The sequence below is a fragment of the Calothrix sp. CCY 0018 genome, assembly GCF_963920925.1.
Lineage (GTDB): Bacteria > Cyanobacteriota > Cyanobacteriia > Cyanobacteriales > Nostocaceae > Rivularia.
Genome location: NZ_CAWUDI010000024.1, coordinates 18568 through 44336 on the forward strand (window position 1 = coordinate 18568; position 25769 = coordinate 44336).

Here is a 25769-nt window from a genome sequence, read left to right on the forward strand (position 1 = left end):
CTACATTAATCTTTCGTAAAGAGTGTTATTCAAAAAGGGAAATCATAATTTACTATTAAGTTTAAGGCTATGATTAATCCCCGTGAAATCTATGATTTAATGTTAGATTATGGCACTACAGATACTAAAATAGAAGAAATTATCATCGGTTTGACTTGGACTTTATGTTTAACTGAAGGTGCGGGTTTGTGCATGAGTCCGGGAATGCTTACTCGCACTTTACCTTTCTCCGGAACTTTAGTAAATAAATCAATTTCTGAATTAGCTCCTTGGTTGCGTTCGTGGAATCCCTATCAAGCAACTATCGGAATGGCTGCGATTAATTCTATAATAAATTCTGATTCAAATTTACCCGATACAGGTACGGTTTTATCTCCCGATAGTTCTGCCAATTTAGCGGTATTCGAGCATTTTTTACCCCAAATTCGTAACAAAAACGTTTGCATCATTGGACGCTATCCGGGATTAAATAAGTATTCTCAAGAAATGCAAATGAAGGTAATAGAATTGAATCCGGGGCCAGAAGATTTTCCCGCACCAGCTTCAGAATTTTTACTACCGGAAGCTGAATGGGTATTTTTAACTGCTACTTCTATTGCGAATAAAACCTTTCCTCGTTTAGTTCAATTAGCAAAGAATTCTAAATTAGTTTTAATGGGGCCAACTCTTCCTTGGTTGCCAGATTTAAAACAAATGGGAATCGATTATTTAGCAGGAATTAAAGTTACTAATTTACCAGCTTTAAGAGAAACGGTTGCCGAAGGTGGTGGTGTGAGAATCTTTGAAACTGGTATTCAATATAGTGTTGTTGAGTTATGAATTAAAAAACCCCTCTCCATGAACGTGAAACGTTTTCTCGTAGAGTACCTCTCCCCCACTAAGAGAGAGGCTTTAAACAACTGCTTTTCTTTTCCCCCTTCCCTAAGAGGGAAGCTTTAAAAAATTGCTTTTCCTTTCCCCCTTCCCTACTAGGGAAGGGGTTAGGGGTTAGGTTTTTATATCCTTTAATTAACAACTGATTCACAAGGGAAATCTACTATGAAGCTGTTTACATTCTTCTTTTAATATCCCCGATTTGATTTTAATAGAAGCTGGAGATTTACCGATAATTTCTTCACATCGCATATTAATCATGTTGGGATTGTAATCATCTTCAAAGTCTGAAGCACCAGCACCATAAACGATTTCGGAAATACCTGCCCAAAAGCAAGTCGCCGCACACATTGCACAGGGTTCGCAGGTAGAATAAAGCGTATATCCCGATTCTAAAGCGGCAGTTTTGAGACGAGTAGTTAATTTACGTAAAACGTTTACTTCAGCATGACAGGTTGGATCTGCATCGGATTCAACTGTGTTACCGGCTTTCTCAACTATTTCGTTATCTTTTACAATTACAGCACCGAAAGGAGTTTCGCTTTTCTCAGCTTCGGCGATCGCCATTTGCATTATTTCTTCAGGAGTCATTCAATTTTGGATTTTAGATTTTAACAACGGATGCTTTTGTTTTGGATTTTAGATTTTAGATTTTGGATTTTGAATTTTAGATTAACTGGCTTGAAACAATAACACAATTTTTTATATCTTCTCTACAGATAAATCTAAGAAATTATATCCAGTTTATTTTTTAATGATAATCAATAAACAGTTATCAGTTAGCAGTTATATATTACTGTTCCCTATTCCCTGTTTTTTAAATCATTCGGGGACAAAATTTAGTTAAATTACGACTATAGAATCATACACCCAATTACCAATTCTCATGATAATAGACAGTTTTCGGGCTAAGTTACGCAAGGAAGCACAACTTTGGCGAGATGAAGGAATTATACAAGATTCTCAGTACGAACAATTATCCCAAAGGTATCAGTTTGATAGTTTGGATAATGTTGCTCAAGACCGCTTTATTTTTATTTTAATTGGAGTCGGTTGTATACTTGTAGGCTTGGGGGCAATTACTTTTGTCGCAGCTAATTGGCAATCATGGTCGCGTGAAGTAAAGTTAGTTTTATTATTAAGTCTATTCTTTGCAACAAATATTATTGGTTTTTTCCTTTGGAGAGAACCCGTATTTGATAATGCGGGAAGAAGAAGACGGCAACGTAAGCGAATATTTGGACATGGTTTATTACTTTTAGGTGCTTTACTTTTAGGCGCAAATATGGCCTTTATGGCGCAGACATTCCATATCAGCGGTGCCGATTATCAACTGTATTTATTCTGGGGAATTGGCGTTTTGGTAATGGCTTATGGCTTGCGTTTGGCTTCCTTGGGGGTGTTTGCGTTCGTCTTGATGAACATTGGATACTTTACAGGCTCAGGGGAGTTATGGAATTCTGTGAGTGAATTTTCTTTGTCATTGCTGATGCTCCAACATATGCCAATCCTTTATTTAGCGCTGTTTGTTCCTTTAGCCTATATCTGTAAATCGCGATGGATTTTTGGATTATCTACGATTGCTTTTGCTACTTCATTGCAATTTAATTTAAGTAAAAACTATCTGCCCATGCTTTATTCTTTTGCCTTTGCACTTCCACCAGCGTTATTATGGAGTTATGACGATTTACTAATTCCTAAAGTTAATCAAAGATGGTTTCAATCGGTTGCACGTAATATAGCATTGCTATTTTTGAGCATTCTATTTTATGTTCTTTCCTTCCAGGGATATTGGCAATTTTACAATTATTCTTCTGTTAACAACTTAAAACCCAATTTATTTTTATTCATAGATTTGGGAATTATTACGGCTTTAGCTATATATCAATGGTTTCATTTATTGCGTCCAAATCGCAACCGTCAGCGTCAAGGAATAGATATTACTCATATTGCTATCGCCATCTTTATTGTAATAGCTGCTTTTGCACCGATATTAAGACAAAATACTGCCGGAATGTCGGTTTTAGCAATATTTATTTTCAATTTACTGTTAGCATTATTAGCTTGCGGAATGATTCGTCAAGGATTGCAATCAAATCAAAGACGCGCTTTTTGGGGAGGAATGATCTTGTTAACCCTGCAAATTATCACCCGAATGCTCGAATACGACACGGCTTTATTACTTAAATCTTTGGTTTTCGTGTTGTGCGGAGTCGCTGTAATCGGCGCGGGATTATGGTTTGAACGCCATTTATCAGTGAGCAGTCAACAGTGAGCAGTGAACAATTATCAACTAACAACTAACAACTAATAACTAATAACTAATAACTAATAACTAATTATGAAACCTTTTCCAGAAGAATCTTCCCAAAAAGAACTAATTCCCGATTTTAAAACGAAATCACCTGCAACTAATAAACCAATACCAATTCTTACATTTATAGTACCTTTATTAATCCAAGCTGGGTTACTTTTCGCGATACCAGCGCAATCAGCTTACACTTACCTTACGGGTAAAACGGTAATTTTACAAACCGTACCTGTAGATCCTTACAATATATTAACTGGTTACTATCAAATTCTCAGTTACGACATTTCCACAACAAGCACTTTAGAAAAACTTCCCGGTAGTAAAGACTTATTAAAAGATGGCAACAGTTTTTATGTCGTACTCCAAGAAGAAAAATCTACTGATGAGAAAATTCCTAAAGCTTGGAAACCACTACGGTTAAGTGAAAAACTTCCCGATTCTCTTGCCGATAACCAAGTAGCGTTGAAAGGTAAATATCGCTCCGGTAGGGTTACATATGGTTTAGAAAAATATAATATCCCAGAAGACCAACGCAATCAAATTAATAACAATATATCTCAAGCAAGTCGAAGCGCAACACAACCGGATAAACAACCCATCGTAGTGGAAGTCAAAGTTGATTCTCAGGGTAAATCGGTACCTATAAGTATGTGGGTGAAAGAACAAAATTATAGGTTTTAACTGATTCACTCTTCGTTGCGTAATTGCCAAGCCGCACCAAAAGCGGCTCCGGCTCCTGCTAGTAATCCCGTACTCATTCCTTGTATGGTTTTACTAATGGGATCTTGAGTTAGACATTCGCTTGTTACCTCAGTAGCTTTTAAACACATGGTGCTTTCAGCCCAACTAGACGTACCTCCAAGCACTACACCAGCCACGCTACAGGAAACGATTAACAGTAAAAGGCGTTTATTTTTTCTATCCATAGATAGGTTTTTAAATATCTTTAGTATTAATTCTTCTATCCACTGTACATAAAAGTTTACGCATTGTCAGCATGGTTTGTATAAAATTCTGAAAATTTTTCTCATTTAATTTTTTGTGCAGAGCGAAAATATGTAGCGATAAGCCGCTCTGCTAATGCGATTTTGATGGGGCTTATATCAGGCTGGCTAAATTACTTACAAATAAAAAGATATTTGTTTGTAGTAGCGCTTCCTATAAGAGGCGCTAAAGCGCTACTACGAACCTTATTTATCTGATTATTTTTGTTGTGTCACGACACTCAGACTGTATCTCAGACAAACCTAATTTTCGATTTAGTTAAAACCATTGTGGCTGCTAATCCGATAAATATAGTCGCAGGTACTCCCGATTCAGGTACTTTCTTTCTGCGTTGCGGTTCATCTTTTTTAGCGTAGGTGTAAGAAACCATTACATTAGCACCTGCGTAAGTTTCAAAACGAGCCGATAGATTTCCCGCACCTGTAGCTGTTGAATTACCTATGGCTTCCAGGAATAAATTAAAATTACCACCGCCAACGAAGGGTGTAAAATCATCTGGAATGGTTAAAAGTGTCGATTCTTTCTTGGTATTAGAAATTTCTGTTAATTTAACGCCCGAAGTACCACCAAAATCAAATGTTCCATCGTATGCGCTCAAGTCTTTTTCAACCGATGCAGTGGGTAAAGCTACGAGTAGTAGGGAATTATCGGGTTTTTTTAAACTGATTTCTGCGGCAAGATTTCCCGTAACTAGTGCTGCCTGAGCGTCTTCGTTTTCTAAACTTACCGAACCTTGAACATCACCACTTAACTCAAATAAAATGCTTTCTAATTTGCCCAAACTGCTATCAAATTTGGGTAAGCTTATTTGTTTTTCAAAATTAGTTTTTTCTAAATTGACCGAACTTTTATAAGTCAGCGTAGATGCTTGTACGGCATTTATTGGCGCTAATATTGCAGCAAAACCTGCCACCATCACTTTGGTTTTGAAAATGGATAGATGCATAATTATTTAACCTATATATTGTTTGCGTTTTTTATGAATGTTTATTCAACGCATCTTGGACTCTAAAAAAGAGATTAATTTAGTTAAAATAATTAAGCAATATCACTTAAGTATATTCATGAAATATTTACAAAAATACTCCGGATATATCCAGTTATATATATTTTATGTAAGTAAAACTCAAGATATTGTTTTTGTTTAATTTCATTAGTAAAAACTTTATAATCAACAGTAAATATTTTATAAACTTGAGTATTTAAAATATATTGATTAAATTGCTAAGTGGCTATGCTGTTTTTACTTATTTTTGGGTTTTGACAATTTTTCGCAATCATTGGAAATTGCCAAGCAAGAAATATAAGGATACTTGTGATGTTCCTCGTGGTAGCCGAAATGATAGCAGCTAATCAAATTTATATTTCTTTGAGAAGATAGCGAATAAGAATCAAATCATAAGGATTGAGCGAGGCATCCTAATAAAAAAATATCATAGTTAAAGCATTTTACTTCCTTGATATATAGGGTGCAAGATGCCCGCACTACAAAGTCTCCACATTTTTTAATCAAATTTTTATAATTAATCGTAGGTTGGGTTAGGCACACAAAGAAATATAGCAAGAAAGCGAAAAAACATATTTGTGCCGTAACCCAACATCTTATTTATCGGAACTTTGAAATATTTTGCCCTTGAATAACGAAGTTTGTACGCAAACGTGATGTTGGGTTACGACACGATTAATTAGATTTTCGTTACGAACTTCAATTGGTTTTCGTGTCTAACCCAACCTACTAGCTAGCAAGATGCCAGGAATACAAATGTAAAAGAGACTCCGCAATTGCGAAGTCTCTACATTTTTGAATCAATAATTAATTATGAATTGTTGACAATTGATAATTACTAACTGATAACTGATTTATTCGATTATCAAATTAAAAGGCAACCGAGCATATACACCTAATGGATCGTTCATGTTTTGTAAAACCGCTATTTCTGCTTGTAATTTCTCAAATTCCTTGGTTAAAGGATGATTTGGTTGAAGTGAGGTTTTGCTAGTTTTAAACACAGCTTGGGTTTCTTCTGCGACTTTACCAAAAAATCTTTCGCTAAAGCTGCTGGCTCTGGGATACTCTTGCAATTCCCATTTATCTCCTAACTTTGCTTCCGAGGCAGCATATTTGATCGCCGCATCTAATCCGCCGATTTCATCCACTAAACCAATGTCTTTCGCAGCTTTACCAGACCAAACTCTTCCTTGAGCAATATCTGCTACCTTTGATTGTGGTAGGTTTCTACCTTTGGCTACTTTATCTAAAAATTTACCGTAAATTCGGTTGACGCTGCTTTGAAAAATCGCCAATTCTGCTTCAGATTTGGGACGAGTCACTGTTCCGATGTCAGCATATTTTCCCGTTTTAACGCTATCCCAAGTAATACCGTTGTCGTTGGCTAATTTTTGGATATTGGGTATGCTGCCAAATACACCAATGGAACCCGTAACGGTATTTGGTTCGGCAAAAATTCGGTTGGAATCTGTAGCTATCCAGTAACCACCGGATGCCGCAGTATCTCCCATTGATACCACAACTGGTTTAACATCGCGAGTTAATCTAATTTCTCGCTGGATGATTTCGGATGCGGTAGCGCTACCACCGGGAGAATTTATCCGTAAAACCACCGCTTTAACATCTTTATCTTGACGCAGACGACGGAAAATTTTAGCGAAACGGGTTCCCCCTACTTCTCCTGTGTCTCCATCACCGTCAACAATACCACCTTCGGCATAAACTACAGCTATTTCCGAATCGGAATTTCTACTTATATTTTTATCGGCAAGAGTCGCGTATTCATCTAAATCAATTTGTTTAAAAGTTTTTTCATCGCTATCACTTTTCGTTAACTTTTTGAGTTCGGTAACTACTTCGTCAAAATAGGCAACCTTATCTACCAAACGGTTGGTTTTAGCTTCCGAGGGTTCTAAAAGTCCTTTACTATCGGCGATCGCCTGCAATTGTTGCGGTGTCATTTTACGGCTTTTACCTACAGTACCGCGCCATTCACCCCATAAATCATCTAATAATGTTTGAATTTGCTCGCGGTTTTCCGGACTCAATTGTTTCAAAACTAAAGGTTCAACTGCACCTTTAAACTTTCCTACTCGGACAATTTGCACGCCTACACCAAACTTTTCCAAAGCCCCAGCCAAAAACATCGGTTGCGAACTCAAACCGTTAATTTCCATTCCTCCGTAAGGATTAACCATAACGGTATCCGCCACCGAACTGAGGTAGTATTCTTTTTCACCCCATCCGACACCGTAAGCAACAACTTTTTTACCCGTATCGCGAAACTTCGAGAGTGCTTCACGAATTTCCTTGAGAGTTGCAAAACCCGTGCTTCCGGCTCCCGAAGCGTCCCTTGCATCCAAATAAACGCCCACAATTCGCTTGTCGGTGCGGGCTTTTTCCAAAGCATCCAAAACCTCACGCAGTGTCATCTGCTTTTTATAATCACCCGATATTGCTTGCTGTAAAATCAAACCAGTATCGGGCTTTCCGTCGGTAATTTGAGTTGATAAATCAAACACCAACATCGATGAATCTTCTACTTTCGGTCCCGAATCCGTGGAAGCAGCAGCAAAAACTAGCATGAATAATCCGACAGTACTTATACCCCCAAAAATAAATAGTCCTAATAAACTACCAATTAAACTCGCAAAGGTCTGTTTAATAAAATTACGCATATTACCCCGGTTTTACTAATAAGTATTTACATTTAGCCCCTAAGTATTGGTAGATGCACTTAAGGGCAACTACCATCCTCAAATTTATTCTGCATCTTTTCACTTCATATTTTATAAATCATCCTTTAATAATTACTTTGTATTTCCAATGTCCCCTATAAATATTGTTCCTAACACCTATATATTTTGCTCAATAATTAAGATATAGAATTATTCAACTGTTTTAATTAAACTATCAGAATGTTGAAGTTGTTCTAGTGTAGCGTTACCAGTACAAAATAGTACGGTGCTAATTTCCGCAATTAAAACTTTTGCTAAATCGTAAAGTGTAGCCTCAGATGAAGTTGCAGCTTGTAAAAACGGCATTGCCAACCCGGCTATATCGGCACCCAATGCGATCGCCTTCGCCACATCTACACCGTGACGCAAACCCCCCGAAGCAATCAAAGGTACATCAGGGGCAATGCTGCGAATTCCGGTGATGCAGTCAGCCGTCGGAACACCCCAATCAGCAAAGGTTCTACCCAAACGTCGCTGTAAAACATTATCAGCACGCTCGCTTTCCACCAAAGCCCAAGAAGTACCGCCAGCACCAGCCACATCAATCGCTGCAACTCCAGCACCAATAAGTTTGTGAGCCATTTTCGCCGAAATTCCATTCCCAACTTCCTTAACAATTACCGGCACTGGTAATTTTTGGCATAAAGTTTCGATTTTGTCCAGCACGCCCCGGAAATTAGTATCACCTTTGGGCTGAATGCATTCTTGTAGCGGGTTAAGATGCAAAATCAGCGCATCAGCTTCCAAAATGTCAACAACTCGCAGACATTCATCTAAACCGTAATTGTAATTCAGTTGAATCGCACCCAAATTAGCGAACAATAGTATATCGGGAGCATATTTACGAACTGCAAAAGTATCAGAAACTTCCGCATTTTCTACTGCAACTCGTTGAGAGCCGACACCCATAGCCAATCGGTAATGTTGAGCAACTTTCGCCAAACGACAATTAATAGTTTTAGCTTCTTCGGTTCCCCCAGTCATCGAAGAAATTAATAATGGCGCATTCATAACTTTTCCTAAGAATGTAGTGCTAATATCAATTTGATCGCGGTCAATGTCCGGTAAACAACAATGGTCAAAATGATAGCGTTCCAAACCATTAGTAGTTTGACGAAACTGAACATCTTCCTCTAGACAGATGCGGATGTGGTCGGCTTTGCGAGATTGTGTTGCGGCTGAGTAATTTGTAGAAATTTTCACGGTGGAGACTGGGAGTAAAGTTAACTGCTATTTTCTCAGTCTGTAGTATTTTGGGATTTTTTGGAGTCAAATACGCGCCTTTTTAACAATTTGCAATTGAGAATGGGGAATTGGGCATTGGGCATGGGGGATTGGGCATCGGGCATGGGGAAATAATTTTTTAATTGTGCTGTAGGGTGTGTTACGGCTACGAGATATTTTCGCTTATGGGTAATAAATTTGCGATCGCCGTAACGCACCATCGGTTATTTGGAAACGAAGAAGATATATAATAGAAAATAGTCATAATGTACAAAATAGTCAATATCTTAATTTATATGCAAAATTACTCACTTACAGATGCTCGAAATAAACATGGTGAGGTTTTTGATAAAGCCGCTGTTGAACCAGTTTTGTTAACAAAACAATCACGTCCGAGTCATGTAATCATGTCAGCAGAAACTTACCAGAAATTAGTTGAAAGATTGGAAGAATTAGAAAATATGGTATTAGGGCAAAAAGCTAATGTTGCACTTAGTAATTCAAAAATGGTGGGGAGTGAAGCTTTTACAAATGCGTTAGAAAATTTAGCAAATGGCGAAGCTTGATGGTTTAGAAACCGTTCTTGATTTTTTAAACGGTTTGCAACCGAAAATTGCAGCACAGATTGCGAAAAAAGTATTGGCTTTAAATGTAAATCCTTTACCATCTGATAGTAAATCACTATCTGGTTATGAAAACTATTATCGCGTTGACAGTGGTGAATATCGAATAGTTTATAGATTTTTTCCTGATGAAGACTTAGTTGAAGTGATTTTGGTCGGCAAACGTAACGATGATGATGTATATAAAAGATTGAAACGCTTATTGGGATAGTTAGTAAGAGGAAAGTTGAGGGAACAGATTTATATAAAAACGCCCGCAGCAGATTAAAGCTGGGGCTAAAATATTTTTAAATGTTACCTAAACAAATTAAATGTTTTACTAATCATTAAATTCTATGAAGAAACCAGAGTATTAAACCCTGGTTAAAAAATTATTATTTACAGTTTAAGATTTCGGAAATTTAATCGCTGTCGCTTTTTTTTAAAAGTGCTAAGAAAGTCAGCGCCAGTGTTACGATTGCTCCCCTTCTTGAGAAGATGTCTAGAAGGAAAAACCACTAAGCAAATTTTGTAGAATATATAGCATCCATTTGTAATTGATTAGCTAACGTTTGCATCTCAGCCTGCATTTGCAAATCATACAATTGGCTATAGAAATCATCATAACTAGGGGTATAAGTTTCTTTTTCAACTGTTCCCAGCCAGACACCATCACCGTATTCAACATCAACTAATTCGTATCCTTGGCTAAATAATTCTTTACCATCTGCTAGAAGTTCATTTACCTAAATCTTCTAAAACACTTTCTTCAAATTCATTCAGATTTTCACGCACGGTGTAGGCATTGTTAGACATAATTCTCTTCCTATAAGAAATATTTTGAGGTTTTTCAGAGGCTTTCAGAAGATTACAGAGTCTTGTGAAGCCCCCAACAACCAGTATTATATGAACTATTAGTCAATGTGAGTATGTATTTTTATGCAATATTTGAAAAGTAAGAGTTATTATTGCTACTTAATTTTCTGTCAAGTTAAGCGCGATCGCCGCTCATCGCCACATCCACAAACACCTTCTCTAACATCGAAATCACTGACTCAGCGCCCCTCCGCGCTTACCTCAGCGTTCCTTTGCGTTTAAAGTTAAAAATTTATCTAATCTAAAATGTTACCTTAAAGACTGTCTCCCCATCCTTCAACTAAATGCTGCTAACAATCGCCACTACTCACCAACCTGCAACCGATTTGGGTTATCTTCTACACAAACACCCAAGCCGTTGTCAGTCGTTTTCGCTTTCCTTCGGAGAAGCCCACGTTTTCTACCCGGAAGCAACAAAGGAACAATGCACCGCAGCTTTATTATTAGATATCAATCCAGTAAAATTAGTCAGAAAGAGAACTTTAACGCTGGATGCCTATGTAAACGATCGCCCTTATGTAGCTTCTTCGTTTTTCAGCGTAGCCATATCTCAAGTATTTGGTACAGCTTTGGGTGGGCGTTGCAAAGATAAACCGGAGTTAGTAGAAACAGCGATACCGTTAGTAGCAAAAATATCGGTTTTACCTTGTTATAGTGGTGAAGGTTTTTTACGAGAATTATTTGAACCTTTAGGTTATCAAGTAAGTTTACAAAATTATCCTTTAGATGAAACTTTCCCGGAATGGGGAGAAAGTAAATATTTCACGGTTGAATTACAAAACACTTTACCTCTTTCGCTTTTACTCAGCCATCTTTATGTTTTAATACCAGTTTTAGATAATAATAAACATTACTGGGTAAACGAAGAAGAAGTAGAAAAATTATTGCGTCACGGGGAAGGTTGGTTAAAGGAACATCCATTAAAAGAAGAGATTACCAAGCGCTATTTAAAACGTCAATATCGCTTAACTCGCTCTGCTTTAGCGCAACTAACCGAACCCAACGAACCAGATCCCGATAGTGCCGAAGAAAATCACGATAAAGAAGAAGCAGCAGTAGAGAAACCACTAAGTTTAAATAAACAGCGTTTGAATTCAGTAGTAGAAGTTTTAAAGCAGAATAATGCTAAAAAAATTGTAGATTTAGGTTGTGGACAAGGTAATTTACTCAAATTGCTTTTGAAAGATAGTTACTTTGAAAAAATTACCGGAGTAGACGTATCCTATCGTTATTTAGAAATTACCAAAGAAAGATTAGAACGATTACATTTACCTCGCAACGAATGGGAAAAATTACAATTAATTCAAAGTGGTTTAACTTACACAGATAAACGAATTACCGGATACGATGCGGCTGCCGTAATTGAAGTCATAGAACATTTAGATTTACCCAGGTTAAGCGCTTTTGAAAGAGTATTATTTGAATTCGCCAAACCACAAACAGTAATAGTTACCACACCAAATGTAGAATATAACGTTAAATTTGAAAGTCTACCAGCCGGAACATTACGTCATAAAGATCACCGTTTTGAATGGACAAGAGCAGAATTTCAAAAATGGGCAAAAGAAGTAGGAGAAAACTTTAGTTATAGCGTGGAATTTCAAAGCGTAGGTGAAGAAGAATTAGAAGTAGGTTCCCCCACGCAAATGGCGGTTTTTTCAGCTAACAGTTAACAACGATCAAGTTCGTAGTAAGGGCTTTAGCCCTTTATCTTTGAAAGCGATAAATCGCTTACTACAAACAATGCAAGCAATCATATTCATCGGTATTCAAGGAGCGGGGAAATCAACTTTCTACCGCGAATATTTTCTAGATACCCACATCCGAATTAATCTTGATATGCTCAAAACTCGTCACCGAGAAAAGCTAATATTTCAAGCTTGTTTAGCAGCAAAACAGCGATTTGTCATAGACAACACTAATCCCACAATAGAAGATAGAAAACGCTATATAATTCCAGCGAAAGCACAAGGTTTTCAAGTGTTAGCATATTACTTTAATTCAAATTTAGAAGATTGCAAGCAACGCAACAGCCAACGTCAAGGGAAAAAAGTAATTCCCTTAGTCGGAATATTATCAACTTATAAAAAACTTGTTTTACCTAGTTACACAGAAGGATTTGATGCAATATACTCGGTAAAAACCCATCCAGATTATTCATTTATAGTTAAGGAGTGGAATCGTGAAATTTGACGAGCTTGATACTAAAATGCGGGTATTTGAAACCGCTCACGATTATTGCGTATTACCAGGAATTTATATAGTAGCGAGATTAGATGGAAGGGGTTTTACTCGTTTAACAAAAGACGTGCATAAATTTAAAGCACCTTACGATGAACGTTTTCGCGACTATATGTTAGATACCGTAGAGCATTTGATGAATAGCGGTTTTGATATCATTTACGGCTACACTCAAAGTGATGAAATATCTTTACTATTTAGCTTAGAGGATGAAACATTTAATCGCAAAACCCGCAAAATCAACTCAGTTTTAGCAGGAGAAGCCAGCGCTAAATTTTCGTTACTTTTAAAAGATATGGCTTGTTTTGACTGTCGAATTTCTCAACTTGCGAATATTCAACAAGTAATTGATTATTTTCGCTGGAGACAACAAGACGCACATAGAAATTCTCTTAATTCTCAGAGTTATTGGTGTTTGCGTGGAGATGGAGAAACAGCCCGTAAAGCAACTAGTATAATGGAAGGTTTGTCGGTAGCCGATAAAAACGAATTACTATTTCAACATGGAATTAATTTTAACGAATTACCAAGCTGGCAGAAACGCGGTATGGGTTTGTATTGGCAAGAATATGAAAAAGAAGGATATAACCCAGTTAAAAATGAAACAGTTTTTACAACAAGACGACGGATAAGAAGAGAATTGGATTTGCCGATGAAAGATGATTATAGTGAATTTATTAGGAAGTTTTGTGGATGTTGAAATTATCGTAATCTCATATGGTTTGTTAATTTGAGCTATTTTAAAACCCGTTTTTTTGAAAAAACCGGGTTTCTTTATTTTCATCAGTGATTTAAAAATAAAGCTTTAAATCTTATATCATCGCGAATCTTGTCAAAGCATGACTCAGTTTTTGCCTTTTCGCGGCATTCTTCGGGATTAAGATTGATAGCTGTTTGTAAATTTTCAATAGCTAAATCGATATTATCTAACGCGGCATAACAGCAAGCCTTTTCATATAAAATATTTGGTTGATTTGGATGTAAATCTAAAGCTTTATCAAAAAATAAAATTGCTTCTTCATTTCGTTTTAATTTGTGTAGTACCGTACCGTAAATTTTCCATGCTAGATCGTAATTTGGATTAATTTCTATTGCTTTCTCAAAAGCTGCGATCGCATCTTCATTTTTCCCTAATTCATGAAGTGCATAACCTCTAAAACAATGTGCAACATAGTTTTCTGAGTCAATTTCTATGACTTTATCAAAAGCTAAAATTGCATCTTCATATCTTTCTGATTTACCTAGCGCTCTTCCTAGTCGATTGCGAATTTGGCAATTTTTTGGTTCTAATTCTACAACCTGATTAAAGGTATCAATCGTATCTTCTAATTTTCCTAAAGTATATAGTATGTCAGCCTTTCTATATAAAGCTTCTGAGGAATTAGGCTGAATTTCTATTGCTTTATCAAAGCAAACAATCGCATCTTCTAATTTTTCCAATTTCTCTAGCGTATAACCTTTTTCATACCAAGCTTTTGCGTCATGAGGCTGAATTTCTATTACTTTATCAAAACAAGTTAAAGCTGATGCAAACTTTTCTAAATCAAATAATGCAATACCTTTGTGGTACCAAGCTAAATCGAATTTAGGTTTGTATTGGATTGCTTTATCAAAGCACATAACGGCATCTTCTAATTTACCTAATTCATACAGCGTCAAAGCTTTTTCATGCCAAGCTTTAGGATAATTAGGTTTTATTAGAATTAGCTTTTCAAAACTAATCAATGCTGCTTCTAATTTATGAAGCTCCAACAGCACAACACCCCGCAATAACAAAGCTTTCAGGTAATCTGGCTGAATTTCTATCGCTATATCAATACTGGAGAGTGCTTCTTGCAATCTTCCAAGTTTAAATAAAGTAACTCCCCGCTCGTACCAAACATAATGAGAATCGGCTGAATGGGTTATTGCTCTTTCAAAATTAATCAGCGCTTCTTCAAAATTTTCTAAACCTTGTAGTGCCATTCCCCGAAAGACAAGAGCATCATAAACGTTGGGTTCCGATTCTAAAATTTGATTATAAACTAATAATGCTTCTTCAAAACGTTGTAATTCTATAAGAGTTACCCCTAAATGATGTAAGCCTTCCCAGTCGTCAGATAAATGCATTTTGGATTTTAAAGTTTATTCTCTAAAAAAAGGTAAATGTAATTTAATTCATTTATAACAGAAGTTAAACGCATCTATTACGATACAAACACTGCTTAATTAAAAAAATATATTTCCTTAGCTTTGAGGTGTAATAAAATGAACATTTTAGAGGATAAATACGTAAAATGGTTCTAGTTTGATGAATATAATATTGAATCAGATAAAAATTTTGGTGAAGAATATTGCAATGCCATAATATCTTTCCGTAATGGTACAAGGATTGGTATTAATATTTGGAGCAAACAATATTTTATAAAGAATGTCAATAATCTGGATTGGATAAATGAATAATTTGCGATATTACCAGATATTGTAGTAAAGAATTATCAAGCATCTTCGATTAGGAAAGCTATTATTAACTTAATAGAAAAATGGTTAACTTTACCTGGCGGTTTCAACCGCCGGATATTTAAAAAAACATCCCCTGAAACTCTTACCTCAGCGCCCTCCGCGTCTAGTAAGGTTTATTAGATCCTTGAAATACTATGAAAATAACTATCCCCGAACTATCTCTAGTAACGCTCATCGGTGCATCAGGCTCCGGTAAATCAAGCTTTGCAAAAAAACATTTTCAAGCATTTGAAGTTATATCTTCCGATTTTTGTCGCGGATTGGTTTCCAACGATGAAAACAGCCAAGATGCTTCCCGCGATGCTTTCGAGGTACTCCACTACATCGTTCATAAGCGTTTAGCAGCCGCCAAACTAACAGTAATTGACGCAACCAACGTTCAAAGAGAAGATAGAAAATATTATGTAAACTTAGCAAAAGAATATCATTGTTTTCCCGTTGCCATAGTTTTAAATTTACCCGAAAATATCTGTCATCAACGCAACCAACAACGTCCAGATCGACAATTTGCTTCTTATGTAGTTCAGCGTCACGTGCAAAATTTAAAACGTTCTTTAAGAGGTTTAGAAAAAGAAGGTTTTCGTTACGTTTACGTGCTTAATTCCATCGAAGAAATCGAAGCCGTAGAAATCCAACGTAAACCATTATGGAACAATCGCAAACATGAGCATGGTCCCTTTGACATCATCGGCGATATTCACGGTTGCTGCGATGAATTGGAATTACTATTAGAAAAACTAGGCTACCAAAAATCAGTTAACAGCGTTAGCGAAGCGTGTCGCGATAGCGACATACAGTTATCAGTTATCAATAATAATTCTTCCCCCTCTCCTATTTACTCCCACCCCGAAGGACGCAAAGCCTTATTCCTCGGCGATTTGGTAGATAGAGGTCCCCGGATTCTTGATACTGTCAAACTCGTAAAAAACATGGTGGAAGCGGGTGCGGCGATTTGCGTACCGGGTAATCATGAAAACAAGCTGTTACGAAAAATACGCGGTAAAAAAGTTAAAATTAATCACGGTTTAGAGCAAACTGTGGCAGAAATTGAAGCTTTATCTCCAGAAGTACGTGAACCTTTCCTTAAAGAAATTGAACAGTTTATCGACTCTTTGATAAGTCATTTTGTCCTAGATGACGGACGTTTGGTAGTTGCTCATGCGGGAATGCGTGAAGAAATGCAGGGAAGGGGTTCGGGAAAGGTGCGGAGTTTTGCGCTGTATGGTGAAAGTACTGGCGAAATTGATGAATTCGGCTTACCCGTGCGCTACAATTGGGCTGCGGAATATCGCGGTGAAGCGATGGTGGTTTACGGACATACCCCCGTACCGGAAGCGGAATGGTTGAATAATACGATTGATATTGATACGGGTTGCGTTTTTGGTGGTAAGTTGACGGCTTTGCGTTATCCAGAAACGGAATTGGTAAGTGTTGATGCAGCGAAAGTTTACTGCGAACCCGTAAAACCTTTGGGTAATATAACAGGTGCGGGAATCACTTCGCAACAGCACTTAGATGACGTTTTAAATATTGATGATGTCTTGGGTAAGCGAATTATTAATGTACGTCTGCAAAACAAGATTACCATTCGAGAAGAAAATTCCATTGCAGCTTTGGAAGTGATGAGTCGGTTTGCTGCAAATCCCAAATGGTTGATTTACCTTCCTCCTACCATGTCACCCGTCGAAACTTCTCAATTACCCGGATATTTGGAGCATCCAAAAGAAGCTTTTGCTTATTATAAAAACGAAGGAATTACTGAAGTTATTTGCGAAGAAAAACACATGGGTTCGCGAGCAGTAGTTATTGTATGTCGCGATGAGGAAGCTGTTAAAAGAAGATTCGGAATTGTTAATGAAGGAATCGATATTTGTTACACTCGCACCGGAAGACGCTTTTTTAATAATTCGGAATTAGAAACTCAGTTTTTAACAGGAGTAAATAAAGCTATTACTGATAGTGATTTCTGGTCAAGATTAAATACAGATTGGGTATGTCTCGATTGCGAACTGATGCCCTGGTCGGCGAAAGCTCAAGGATTAATCCGGAGTCAATATGCAGCAGTTGGTGCAGCTTCTCGTCCGGCTTTAAGTAATGCCATAAATTTACTTACGCAAGCCAGTCAAAACTGTATTGAAGTTAACTCATTGCTTAGTAAATTTCAAGAACGCCAGCAAATGGCAAACCAATATGTAGACGCTTACCGTCGCTACTGTTGGGAAGTTAACGATATTGCCGATATCAAACTGGCACCATTTCATATTTTAGCTACCGAAGGTGCGGTACATACAGATAAAAACCATCGCTGGCACATGGAACAAGCTGCAATGTTAGAAGCAGCTAATCCCGAATTATTAATGGCAACTAATTACAAAATTATAGATTTAAACGACCCCAGCAGCGAAGCAGAAGGAACCCATTGGTGGGAGGAAATGACAAGTAAAGGGGGTGAAGGAATGGTTGTCAAACCGCTAGAATTTATCGTTAAAGGTAAACGCGGAATTTTGCAACCAGCGGTGAAATGTCGCGGTAAAGAATATCTGCGGATTATTTACGGAGCGGAATATACTACCGAAGAGAACTTAGAACGTCTGCGTAAGCGCGGGTTATCTTTGAAACGTTCCTTGGCAATGCGGGAATTTGCTTTAGGGGTGGAAGCATTGGAAAGATTTGTTGCAGAAGCGCCGTTGAGAAGGGTTCACGAGTGCGTGTTTGGGGTTTTGGCTTTGGAGAGTGAAGCGGTAGATCCGAGGTTGTAGGGGGAAATTAATTTCTTGTGTGAGGCGCATTTTACCGCCTTGGAATAAATTCCCAGGCTCAAACACCAAGTGGTCTAAAGACGACTAAATAAGGATTTTAGTGCGTTTCAACGTACTTTGTTTATTAGCCTTGAAATTGATTTCAAGGCGGGAATGGAGCCTGTAGGCTACTTCTACGTACACCATAACGTTTTCAATAAAAGGGGAAGGGGGTGAGGTTAAGTTTTTATAGCATCGAAATGAAAATCCCCATATTTCCCGAAAATCCTCCCAAAAAACTGTAGAAAATTAAATAAACTTCTAGAAAACTTTATGAAATTAAATTTATAATTAATTTCCCCATGAGATAATTTCAAAATATTACATTTTTAGTTAAAACATTTAAGCTCGTTTTTATACTAATTGGGGAAATTAGCGTATAGTGAATACTTTAGTTGGACGTTATGAAATCACTCGTCAATTAGGTGGAGGTGGTTTTGCAATCACCTATCTCGCAAGAGACACCATGCAACCGAGTAAACCCCTATGTGTAGTCAAGCAACTACGTCCTAACAAAACTCATCCGCGATTAATAGAGTTATTTCATAAAGAAGCAGCTATCTTAGAAAAATTGGGAAAACATCCTCAAATACCCCAGTTACTAGCGCACTTTCAAGAAAATGATAACCTCTATATTGTTCAAGAACTTATTCAAGGGCATGATTTAAGCAAAGAAATTTTTTCAGGGAAGCGATTGAGCGAAGGTTATGCCAGCAAGTTATTACAAAGCATTTTAGAAATATTATCCTTCGTGCATCAGCAAGGAGTAATTCACCGGGATATCAAACCCCAAAACCTCATGCGTCGTCAAGAAGATGGCAGAATATTTCTGATTGACTTTGGTGCGGTTAAAGAATTGGGGAGTTTGATGTTAAATTCTCAAGGTGAAGTAATTTCGAGCATGGTAATTGGTACGCCGGGATATATGCCTAACGAACAGGGTTTGGGTAAACCTTGTTTAGCGAGCGATATTTATGCGACAGGAATGACTGTAATTCAAGCTTTGACAGGTACTCAACCTTCTTGGTTAGAAGAAAATCCCGAGACTGGTGAAGTGATATGGTTAGGTAGAGTATCCATTAGCCAGTATTTAGCAGAAGTCATTACCAGAATGGTACGTCGCCACCATAGTTTTCGTTATTCTCATGCCAGATATGCATTACAAGCGCTGAATTTACCAACGCGGCTGTCACCGTCAGTTCCGCCGAAACCACTACCTAATCCACCAATACCAATTAATTTTTCACGTCGCAAAGCCCTGCAAATTATTAGTTTTGCTGGTAGTGGACTTTTACTTACTGTTGGAGGAAAAGCATTATTTGACAGTGTTTCAAGCCCAGATGATGTAAGTAAGCTCAAAAGCTTTGACTTTGAAACAGTCACAGTCAATGCAAGTGGAAATATCATTACCCGTCAACCACTTAACGCTAAGTATTTCACAGAAGATTTAGGTAATGGTGTCATTTTAGAAATGGTGAAAATTCCTGGTGGTGACTTTTTCATGGGTTCACCAGCAGATGAGAAACAACGAAATGATGATGAAAGTCCCCAACATCAAGTAAATGTTAAACCCTTTTTCATAGGTAAATTCGCAGTTACTCAAGCACAGTATCAAGAAATTATGGGTAAAAATTCTTCTATCTTCAAAGGAAAAAAACGTCCCGTAGAATCAGTTACCTGGAATGATGCGACGGAATTTTGTCAGAAGTTAACCGAGAAAACCGGAAGAGAATATCGTTTACCTAGTGAAGCTGAGTGGGAATATGCTTGTCGGGCTGGAACTACCACACCGTTTCACTTCGGCGCGACAATTACCACTGATTTAGCTAATTACAATGGTAATCAAACCTATGGGGATGCACCAAACGGTAAATATCGTCAAGAAACAAGACAAGTAGGTAGTTTCCCTCCCAATACTTTTGGCTTGTACGATATGCACGGTAATGTCTTGGAGTGGTGTCAGGATACCTGGCATGAAAATTATAATGGCGCACCTACTGATGGTAGTGCTTGGATTGAGAATGGTAATGATTCTTTTCGAGTAATGCGGGGCGGTTGCTGGCCCGACGATCCTGAGTACTGCCGTTCCGCGTCTCGTTACAACGCTTCGCGCGATGTCAGCAACGACTCCTATTTTGGTTTTCGTGTTGTCTGCGGGGTTGGGAGGGACTCTTAATAGCCCTTTATACTTTTCCCCTTATGCTCTCTGCTCTTTTTTCTTTACCCTCTCCCCCCTTCGACGGTCGATTTTTTTGATATTAATAATTGTAGGGTGCTGTTAGTAGGAGAGTACGGCACCATGAATTTAAGTTATGGATGAAATCATTAATGAATAAACTCATATTTAAAACATGGCGATTCTAAAGTTAAAAAATATAGATACCATTGTTAATTAGCCATCATTACCGCCTTGGAATAAATTCCCAGGCTCAAACACAAAGTCTGATAAATCAGACTGGGTAAGATTTTAGTGCGTTTTAACGTACTTTGTTTATTAGCCTTGAAATTGATTTCAAGGCGGGTATCGGAGCAAAACGCGAGATTGGTGCTGTCACCATTCCAAAGAATTCGTTTCAATCTTGAATTATTCCTGTAGGCTGCTGTTATCGCGACAGCGTGACGCACCATTTTTTATTAAATTTATTCACAACCCAACATTAAAACGGTGCGTTAGACGCGAACACAAATTAACTCATCACCATCATAATTACCCATCGCGTCATAACACACCCTACTTTTCTCTCCGCTTCATTTGTTCAAAATTCTTCTTCTCAAAATACTGCTGATGCTCATCACTTGCTAACCAATAATCCGCATCTGGTTTAATCTCCGTCACAACATCTTTTTCATACTTCCCAGAATCCTGTAATTTCTGCTTTGAATTTCTCGCCATTACTTCTTGCTCGGAATTATGAAAAAATATTACAGAACGATATTGTTCTCCTCTATCTGGCCCTTGACGATTTAAAGTTGTAGGGTCATGAATTTTCCAAAATACTTCTAATAACTCTTCGTAACTAATAATAGAAGCATCATATTCAACTTGTGTAACTTCAGCGTGCCCGGTAATTCTAGAAACCACATCAAGATAGCAGGGATTTTCAAAATGTCCCCCCATATATCCCACCGAAGTAGAAGTAACGCCCTTTAATCTGCGAAAAGCGGCTTCTACACCCCAAAAACAACCCGCACCAAATGTAGCTTTTTCCATTATCAAATTATTTTTATAAATTTTAGGACTTACGCAATAGTAACGATAAATTAACTATTGCAGCCGTTGTGATCCCCCCAACCCCCCTTATGAAGGGGGGCTTTACGTAAATCCTGAATTTAAAAGATTCTAACCCGCGCAGGCCGGTTTTGCTTGTGTAGCCGCGACTTCCAGTCGCCAGGTAATTTACTATAAATACAATTTTATTTACTAATTCATCTTGCAGTAAGTTTCCCCCCAAACTACGATAAGTAGCTGCAAAATCTTCGGTATAAAAGAAACGATAACCCCAAAACACAAAAGTGTGCCCTACGTCTAGCAAAAGAACATCAAATTTATTTATGAAATCCATTAGCAATTATTTTAGTAATCAAAAGAACCATTTTTACAACAAAACGTTTCCTTCCATACTATTAAAGGTAAAACTATACAGTTGAATGCTTTCTCAAAAGTGTTTAATATAAACTTTCGGTTTTCAGGGAGGCTTTGTGACAAATACTTTTTCATTTGAACCGGAAACTACCTTCGAGGTAATAGACGGTGGGTTTGACGGTGAATTTGATGGAACCGGAGATAGCGTTTTTCCCGGTAATTTTTTCACCGTGATACTTGGTAGCAGTGGTGAAGCTGCTGAATTTGCGGAATTTAATATCGGTGAATTTTCGATTCCGGAAGGAACAACTATTACTAGTGCAAGATTCGATGTAAAAATTACTGGTTTAGAAGTAGGTGGATTGGGCGCTCCTTTTGGCGATAATCCCGATAGTATTGGTGCTTTTGGATATGCGGGTAATGGGGTTGCTGATGCTTCGGATTTTGAAGCAGGGGTACTTTTAGATACTGAAGATACTTCCAATCCATCTGTCGGGCAGCAGCTTTCTTTTGATGTTACCGATTTTGTGCAAAACTTGGTTAACAACGATGAATCTTTTGCAGGAATTGGTTTACGCGCTTTGGAATTTGGAGGTTTATTGGTAGATCCAACTTCCGTAAGTATGCCGACGTTGATAATTGAAACCGCTGCAACGTCTAATAATCCTCCTGTAGCTACTGACGATGTTGTTACAGCTTCTCAAAATACTGCTGTTATTATTCCCGTCGCGAATTTGCTCGGTAATGATACTGATAAGAATGGTGATTCTTTAACTATTACTGCCGTTAATAACGCTATCGGTGGTACTGTAACTCTTAACGATAACGGTACTATCGATGATTCCGGTGACGACACGATAATTTTTACCCCCAATCAAGATAACGGAAACGCCAACTTTGAATATACTGTGAGCGATCGCCAAGGTGGTACCGATGTTGGTTTAGTTACGGTAATGATTCCTAATAATATCGAGGGTAACGACACTCTCAAAGGTTTTGCTGGAGACGATATTCTCAAAGGTGGTAAGGGTAACGATCAAATCTTTGGTAACGCTGGAAATGATTTGTTATTAGGCGGTAAGGGAAAAGATATTCTTGTCGGCGACGAGGGTAATGATTTTCTCGACGGCGGTAAGGGAAAAGATCAATTATATGGCGGTATTGGTAATGATAATCTTTCGGGAGGAAAAAACCAAGATATTCTTGTCGGTGGCGAAGGAAATGATTTTCTCAATGGTGGTGCAGGTGCTGATACTTTGACTGGTGGTACGGGTGCCGATAATTTCTACCTTGATGGAAATAGTTCTACAAAAGATATAATTACTGACTTTAACTTAGGAGAAGGTGACAGAATTACTACCTTTAATAATCTTCTGTTCAAAGATTTATCTTTTTCTGGTAACGATATTTTATTTGGAGATACAGTATTAGCAACCCTAGAAGGATTTGATACTACTTCTTTTAATTCAAGTCACTTTTATGCGATTTGAGAAAAGGTAAATTAATTAGTCAGGAATTAAGAGTTAGGAATTAGGAATTCAGATTTTTACTTTCTGAAAAAACCAAGATTTTATTTGCAGACAATTTTAGTCTTTGGTTATTAAAAATTCATCACTCTTAAGCCTAACTCTTAATTCGTTGAAAATAAAAAACTAATGAATTTAAAGCTTGAATTATTAATTAAATAAATTCAAGATAACTACCGTAATTCTATGCAATTGTTAACAAAATTTTATACAGATAAAGTCATAATCTTAAATTCAATGACATTACGAAATAAGTACAATTATGATTGTAGAAGTATATATAAATTCTAGAAAGAGTTTGTCATATGGAAAATGCAGATCAACGCAAACTATTGTCAGCCCTATCTCATGGAGCGATATTCCTTAGCTCTACGCTCGTAGCTGTCGCTATACCCATTGCAATTTTGTTTACTACAGAAGATTCAGTTGTAAAGGCTAATGCCAGAGAATCCTTGAATTTCCACATTAATCTTTATATATATGGATTAATCGCTGCAATGCTGACTGTAGTTATTATCGGTTTTCCATTACTGATGATTTTAGGTTTAATCAGTTTTATAATGCCGATTATCGCTATTGTGCAAATTTTAGGCTCACCAGATCAACCTTACCGCTATCCATTTATATTTCGTTTGGTATAATCGCTTATTTACCCATGTCTAAATGTAGAGACGTTGCAGTGCAACGTCTTTTGTATTTATATAGCTAATAATTTTTTTAATCGTAATGTATTTAATTAAATCAACAAGCGCCACATAACTGATATACTCGCTACAAATAAATATTAATTAAATTCAAACTTATTATGAGCAGCGTCGATCGCCTGCAAAATATCCTAAGTAATTCCACCGTTGGGACTGTATTACCAGCTATATCTCAACTCAATTTACCCGATTGGTGGTTAGCTGGAGGTGCTTTACGAAACACGGTTTGGCGTTCGATTTTTGGCGAAGACTGTCAGTTGTTTATCAAAGACTTTGATATTGCTTTTTTTGATCAAACAGGAGACAGAAATCAAGAATTAGCAGCAAAAGCAATTTTAACTAATCAGTTTCCAGACTATCTATTTGATATAAAAAATCAAGCCAGCTTTGCTCGATGGCGCTCCGGTAAAAAAACTTTCACTAGCACTGAAGACGGTATCGAAAACTGGCTGCACACCACGGCAGCAATAGGCGTGCGTTTAAGCGAACGAGGTGAATGGGAATTTTTCACACCTTACGGATTAGAAGACTTATTTAATGGTATTGTCAGGGCGACTCCAGCAAATGTAGACAATCCAGACGCACAACGCAAGGCTGATGGGTATTTACAGAAATGTCCCTGCTTGCGATTAGTGTGAGGGAGAGGGAGATGGGGAGATGGGGAGATGGGGAGATGGGGAGATGGGGAGATGGGGAGATGAGACTGACTGATAACTGATAACGATTGACTATTGACTGCTAACTGAATATGTGATACTAATGTACTAATAAGGTTAATCTAAATATAAATTTAGCGGTTGGGATTGAGAGATTCCACTTACCTCTGTTAATAGGAGAGCAGAATTTATGAAGTTTAGCAAGGTTGATTTAAGTAACTTATTAGGTGTGTCTCATTCGGAGGGATATTTACAGTTATTGCTCGACAGGGGAGACGAGTTAGAGTTTTTGGAGATACCAGCACCAATACAGGCTTATCAGGGATTGCAGGATTTAGATGAACTGATTGCGGAACCTCCGCCGCTGTTAGAAGATGAAGAAGCATTTGCGATGTTACCAGTAGCATCACCTATGGCAAGTGCGATTGGATACGATTCTGAAAGTGAGGTTTTACAGATAGAGTTCAATAGTGGTGCGGTATATCAATTTTCAGATGTAGATGAGGATACCTTCGAGGATTTATATACATCTGACGCTGTGGGTAGATATTTTAATCAGAATATTAAAGGTAGATATCAGTCTCAACGTATAGACAATTCGTGTTGAAGAACCGCATTCTATTCTATAAAAGTTTGAGATATATCAGATATATCTATTAAATTAAAAATTTTAAAGTTTCCTGGTGCCACGGCTAATTGCTTTCCTTAAAGCAGTTAGCCTTTACTTTTGGGCGAGCAGTTATCAGTGAGGAAATTATTATGATGCTATGTCTTTGCTTTCAATAAACATCTCCGGAAAACATTTCTATGGTTTCAAATTACACGCAAACCGCGAGCCCCCCTACCCCCCTTCCCTATGTTCGCGCAGCGTGTCCGAAGGACATGGGAATGGGGTTTTTTTAAGCCTCTCTCCCAGTGGGGGAGAGGTTTGGAGAGGGGTATTTTATTTTCCGGAGATGTCTAATATGATATTTTAAGTTTCTGACTGAGGCTTTTAAGAGACGTTCTTTATTTCACTTTTTTATTGTAGGGTGTGTGACTAGAATGTTGACTCTACCGCTTTTGAGGAGATAAAAATTCATACAGGTTTCTTGTTCCCAGGTAGAATCTGTTGCTTAATA

At 37.5% G+C, this 25769-nt stretch carries 21 protein-coding genes; 14 read left to right on the forward strand and 7 right to left on the reverse strand.

From position 1 onward, the window contains the following. Positions 1-69 precede the first annotated feature (69 nt). A complete protein-coding gene (locus ACM03V_RS17935) occupies positions 70-819 on the forward strand; it encodes a Rossmann-like domain-containing protein (RefSeq protein ID WP_414622161.1) in 750 nt (249 codons plus the stop codon). Positions 820-1020: 201 nt separating this feature from the next. Here ACM03V_RS17935 and ACM03V_RS17940 read toward each other — a convergent pair whose 3' ends face one another. Beyond that, the gene (locus ACM03V_RS17940) at positions 1021-1464 is read right to left on the reverse strand and encodes a nucleoside deaminase (protein WP_414622162.1); all 444 of its coding nucleotides are present in this window, start codon (positions 1462-1464) and stop codon (positions 1021-1023) included. A gap of 295 nt (positions 1465-1759) precedes the next feature. Between ACM03V_RS17940 and ACM03V_RS17945 the strand changes: the two genes are divergently transcribed. Together ACM03V_RS17945 and ACM03V_RS17950 are read left to right on the forward strand one after the other, a co-directional pair. Beyond that, the gene (locus tag ACM03V_RS17945; protein WP_414622163.1) at positions 1760-3148 is read left to right on the forward strand and encodes a DUF2157 domain-containing protein; all 1389 of its coding nucleotides are present in this window, start codon (positions 1760-1762) and stop codon (positions 3146-3148) included. Positions 3149-3214: 66 nt separating this feature from the next. Next, complete coding sequence (locus ACM03V_RS17950) at positions 3215-3865, forward strand: GDYXXLXY domain-containing protein (protein WP_414622164.1); 651 nt, start codon at positions 3215-3217, stop codon at positions 3863-3865. Between the two features lie 5 nt (positions 3866-3870). Here the strand turns inward: ACM03V_RS17950 and ACM03V_RS17955 are convergent, their stop codons facing one another. The 4 genes from ACM03V_RS17955 to fni all read right to left on the reverse strand — a co-directional run bounded on the left by ACM03V_RS17955 (position 3871) and on the right by fni (position 9139). Then, positions 3871-4110, reverse strand: coding sequence for a hypothetical protein (locus ACM03V_RS17955; protein ID WP_414622165.1), 240 nt, complete (start codon positions 4108-4110; stop codon positions 3871-3873). 311 nt (positions 4111-4421) lie between these two features. Next, complete coding sequence (locus ACM03V_RS17960) at positions 4422-5135, reverse strand: choice-of-anchor E domain-containing protein (RefSeq protein WP_414622166.1); 714 nt, start codon at positions 5133-5135, stop codon at positions 4422-4424. A 914-nt stretch (positions 5136-6049) separates the two neighbouring features. Next, entirely contained in the window at positions 6050-7876 is a 1827-nt protein-coding gene (gene sppA, locus ACM03V_RS17965; protein WP_414622167.1) for a signal peptide peptidase SppA, read from the reverse strand. 210 nt (positions 7877-8086) lie between these two features. Continuing rightward, entirely contained in the window at positions 8087-9139 is a 1053-nt protein-coding gene (fni, locus tag ACM03V_RS17970; RefSeq protein WP_414622168.1) for a type 2 isopentenyl-diphosphate Delta-isomerase, read from the reverse strand. A 317-nt stretch (positions 9140-9456) separates the two neighbouring features. Between fni and ACM03V_RS17975 the strand changes: the two genes are divergently transcribed. The 5 genes from ACM03V_RS17975 (at position 9457) to ACM03V_RS17995 (ending at position 13579) form a co-directional block, all read left to right on the forward strand. After that, positions 9457-9726, forward strand: a complete 270-nt coding sequence (locus ACM03V_RS17975; RefSeq protein ID WP_414622169.1) for a type II toxin-antitoxin system Phd/YefM family antitoxin — start codon at positions 9457-9459, stop codon at positions 9724-9726. Continuing rightward, on the forward strand, positions 9713-9994 hold the full coding sequence (locus ACM03V_RS17980) for a type II toxin-antitoxin system RelE family toxin (protein WP_414622170.1): 282 nt from the start codon (positions 9713-9715) through the stop codon (positions 9992-9994). The genes ACM03V_RS17975 and ACM03V_RS17980 overlap by 14 nt, the downstream gene beginning before the upstream one ends. A gap of 928 nt (positions 9995-10922) precedes the next feature. Beyond that, the gene (locus ACM03V_RS17985; protein WP_414622171.1) at positions 10923-12311 is read left to right on the forward strand and encodes a 3' terminal RNA ribose 2'-O-methyltransferase Hen1; all 1389 of its coding nucleotides are present in this window, start codon (positions 10923-10925) and stop codon (positions 12309-12311) included. A gap of 70 nt (positions 12312-12381) precedes the next feature. Beyond that, positions 12382-12831: an AAA family ATPase gene (locus tag ACM03V_RS17990; protein WP_414622172.1), complete on the forward strand. Its 450-nt coding sequence runs from the start codon at positions 12382-12384 to the stop codon at positions 12829-12831. After that, the gene (locus tag ACM03V_RS17995) at positions 12821-13579 is read left to right on the forward strand and encodes a tRNA(His) guanylyltransferase Thg1 family protein (RefSeq protein WP_414622173.1); all 759 of its coding nucleotides are present in this window, start codon (positions 12821-12823) and stop codon (positions 13577-13579) included. The genes ACM03V_RS17990 and ACM03V_RS17995 overlap by 11 nt, the downstream gene beginning before the upstream one ends. Positions 13580-13662: 83 nt before the next feature. Here the strand turns inward: ACM03V_RS17995 and ACM03V_RS18000 are convergent, their stop codons facing one another. Next, on the reverse strand, positions 13663-14988 hold the full coding sequence (locus ACM03V_RS18000; protein WP_414622174.1) for a tetratricopeptide repeat protein: 1326 nt from the start codon (positions 14986-14988) through the stop codon (positions 13663-13665). Positions 14989-15515: 527 nt separating this feature from the next. Between ACM03V_RS18000 and ACM03V_RS18005 the strand changes: the two genes are divergently transcribed. Next, on the forward strand, positions 15516-18140 hold the full coding sequence (locus ACM03V_RS18005) for a polynucleotide kinase-phosphatase (protein WP_414622175.1): 2625 nt from the start codon (positions 15516-15518) through the stop codon (positions 18138-18140). A 421-nt stretch (positions 18141-18561) separates the two neighbouring features. Then, positions 18562-20355: an SUMF1/EgtB/PvdO family nonheme iron enzyme gene (locus ACM03V_RS18010; RefSeq protein ID WP_414622176.1), complete on the forward strand. Its 1794-nt coding sequence runs from the start codon at positions 18562-18564 to the stop codon at positions 20353-20355. 555 nt (positions 20356-20910) lie between these two features. On the opposite strand, the gene msrA is transcribed toward ACM03V_RS18010, so the two are convergent. Further along, a complete protein-coding gene (msrA, locus tag ACM03V_RS18015; protein ID WP_414622177.1) occupies positions 20911-21390 on the reverse strand; it encodes a peptide-methionine (S)-S-oxide reductase MsrA in 480 nt (159 codons plus the stop codon). A gap of 488 nt (positions 21391-21878) precedes the next feature. Here msrA and ACM03V_RS18020 point away from each other — a divergent pair, with 488 nt between their 5' ends. From ACM03V_RS18020 to ACM03V_RS18035, 4 genes are all read left to right on the forward strand, one after another. Continuing rightward, positions 21879-23252 (forward strand): calcium-binding protein, encoded by a 1374-nt coding sequence (locus tag ACM03V_RS18020; protein WP_414622178.1) that lies wholly within the window; start codon positions 21879-21881, stop codon positions 23250-23252. Positions 23253-23593: 341 nt separating this feature from the next. Next, a complete protein-coding gene (locus ACM03V_RS18025) occupies positions 23594-23929 on the forward strand; it encodes a DUF4870 domain-containing protein (RefSeq protein ID WP_414622179.1) in 336 nt (111 codons plus the stop codon). Between the two features lie 164 nt (positions 23930-24093). Further along, positions 24094-24630, forward strand: coding sequence for a nucleotidyltransferase family protein (locus tag ACM03V_RS18030; RefSeq protein WP_414622180.1), 537 nt, complete (start codon positions 24094-24096; stop codon positions 24628-24630). Positions 24631-24838: 208 nt separating this feature from the next. Next, on the forward strand, positions 24839-25255 hold the full coding sequence (locus ACM03V_RS18035) for a KTSC domain-containing protein (protein ID WP_414622181.1): 417 nt from the start codon (positions 24839-24841) through the stop codon (positions 25253-25255). Positions 25256-25769 lie beyond the last annotated feature (514 nt).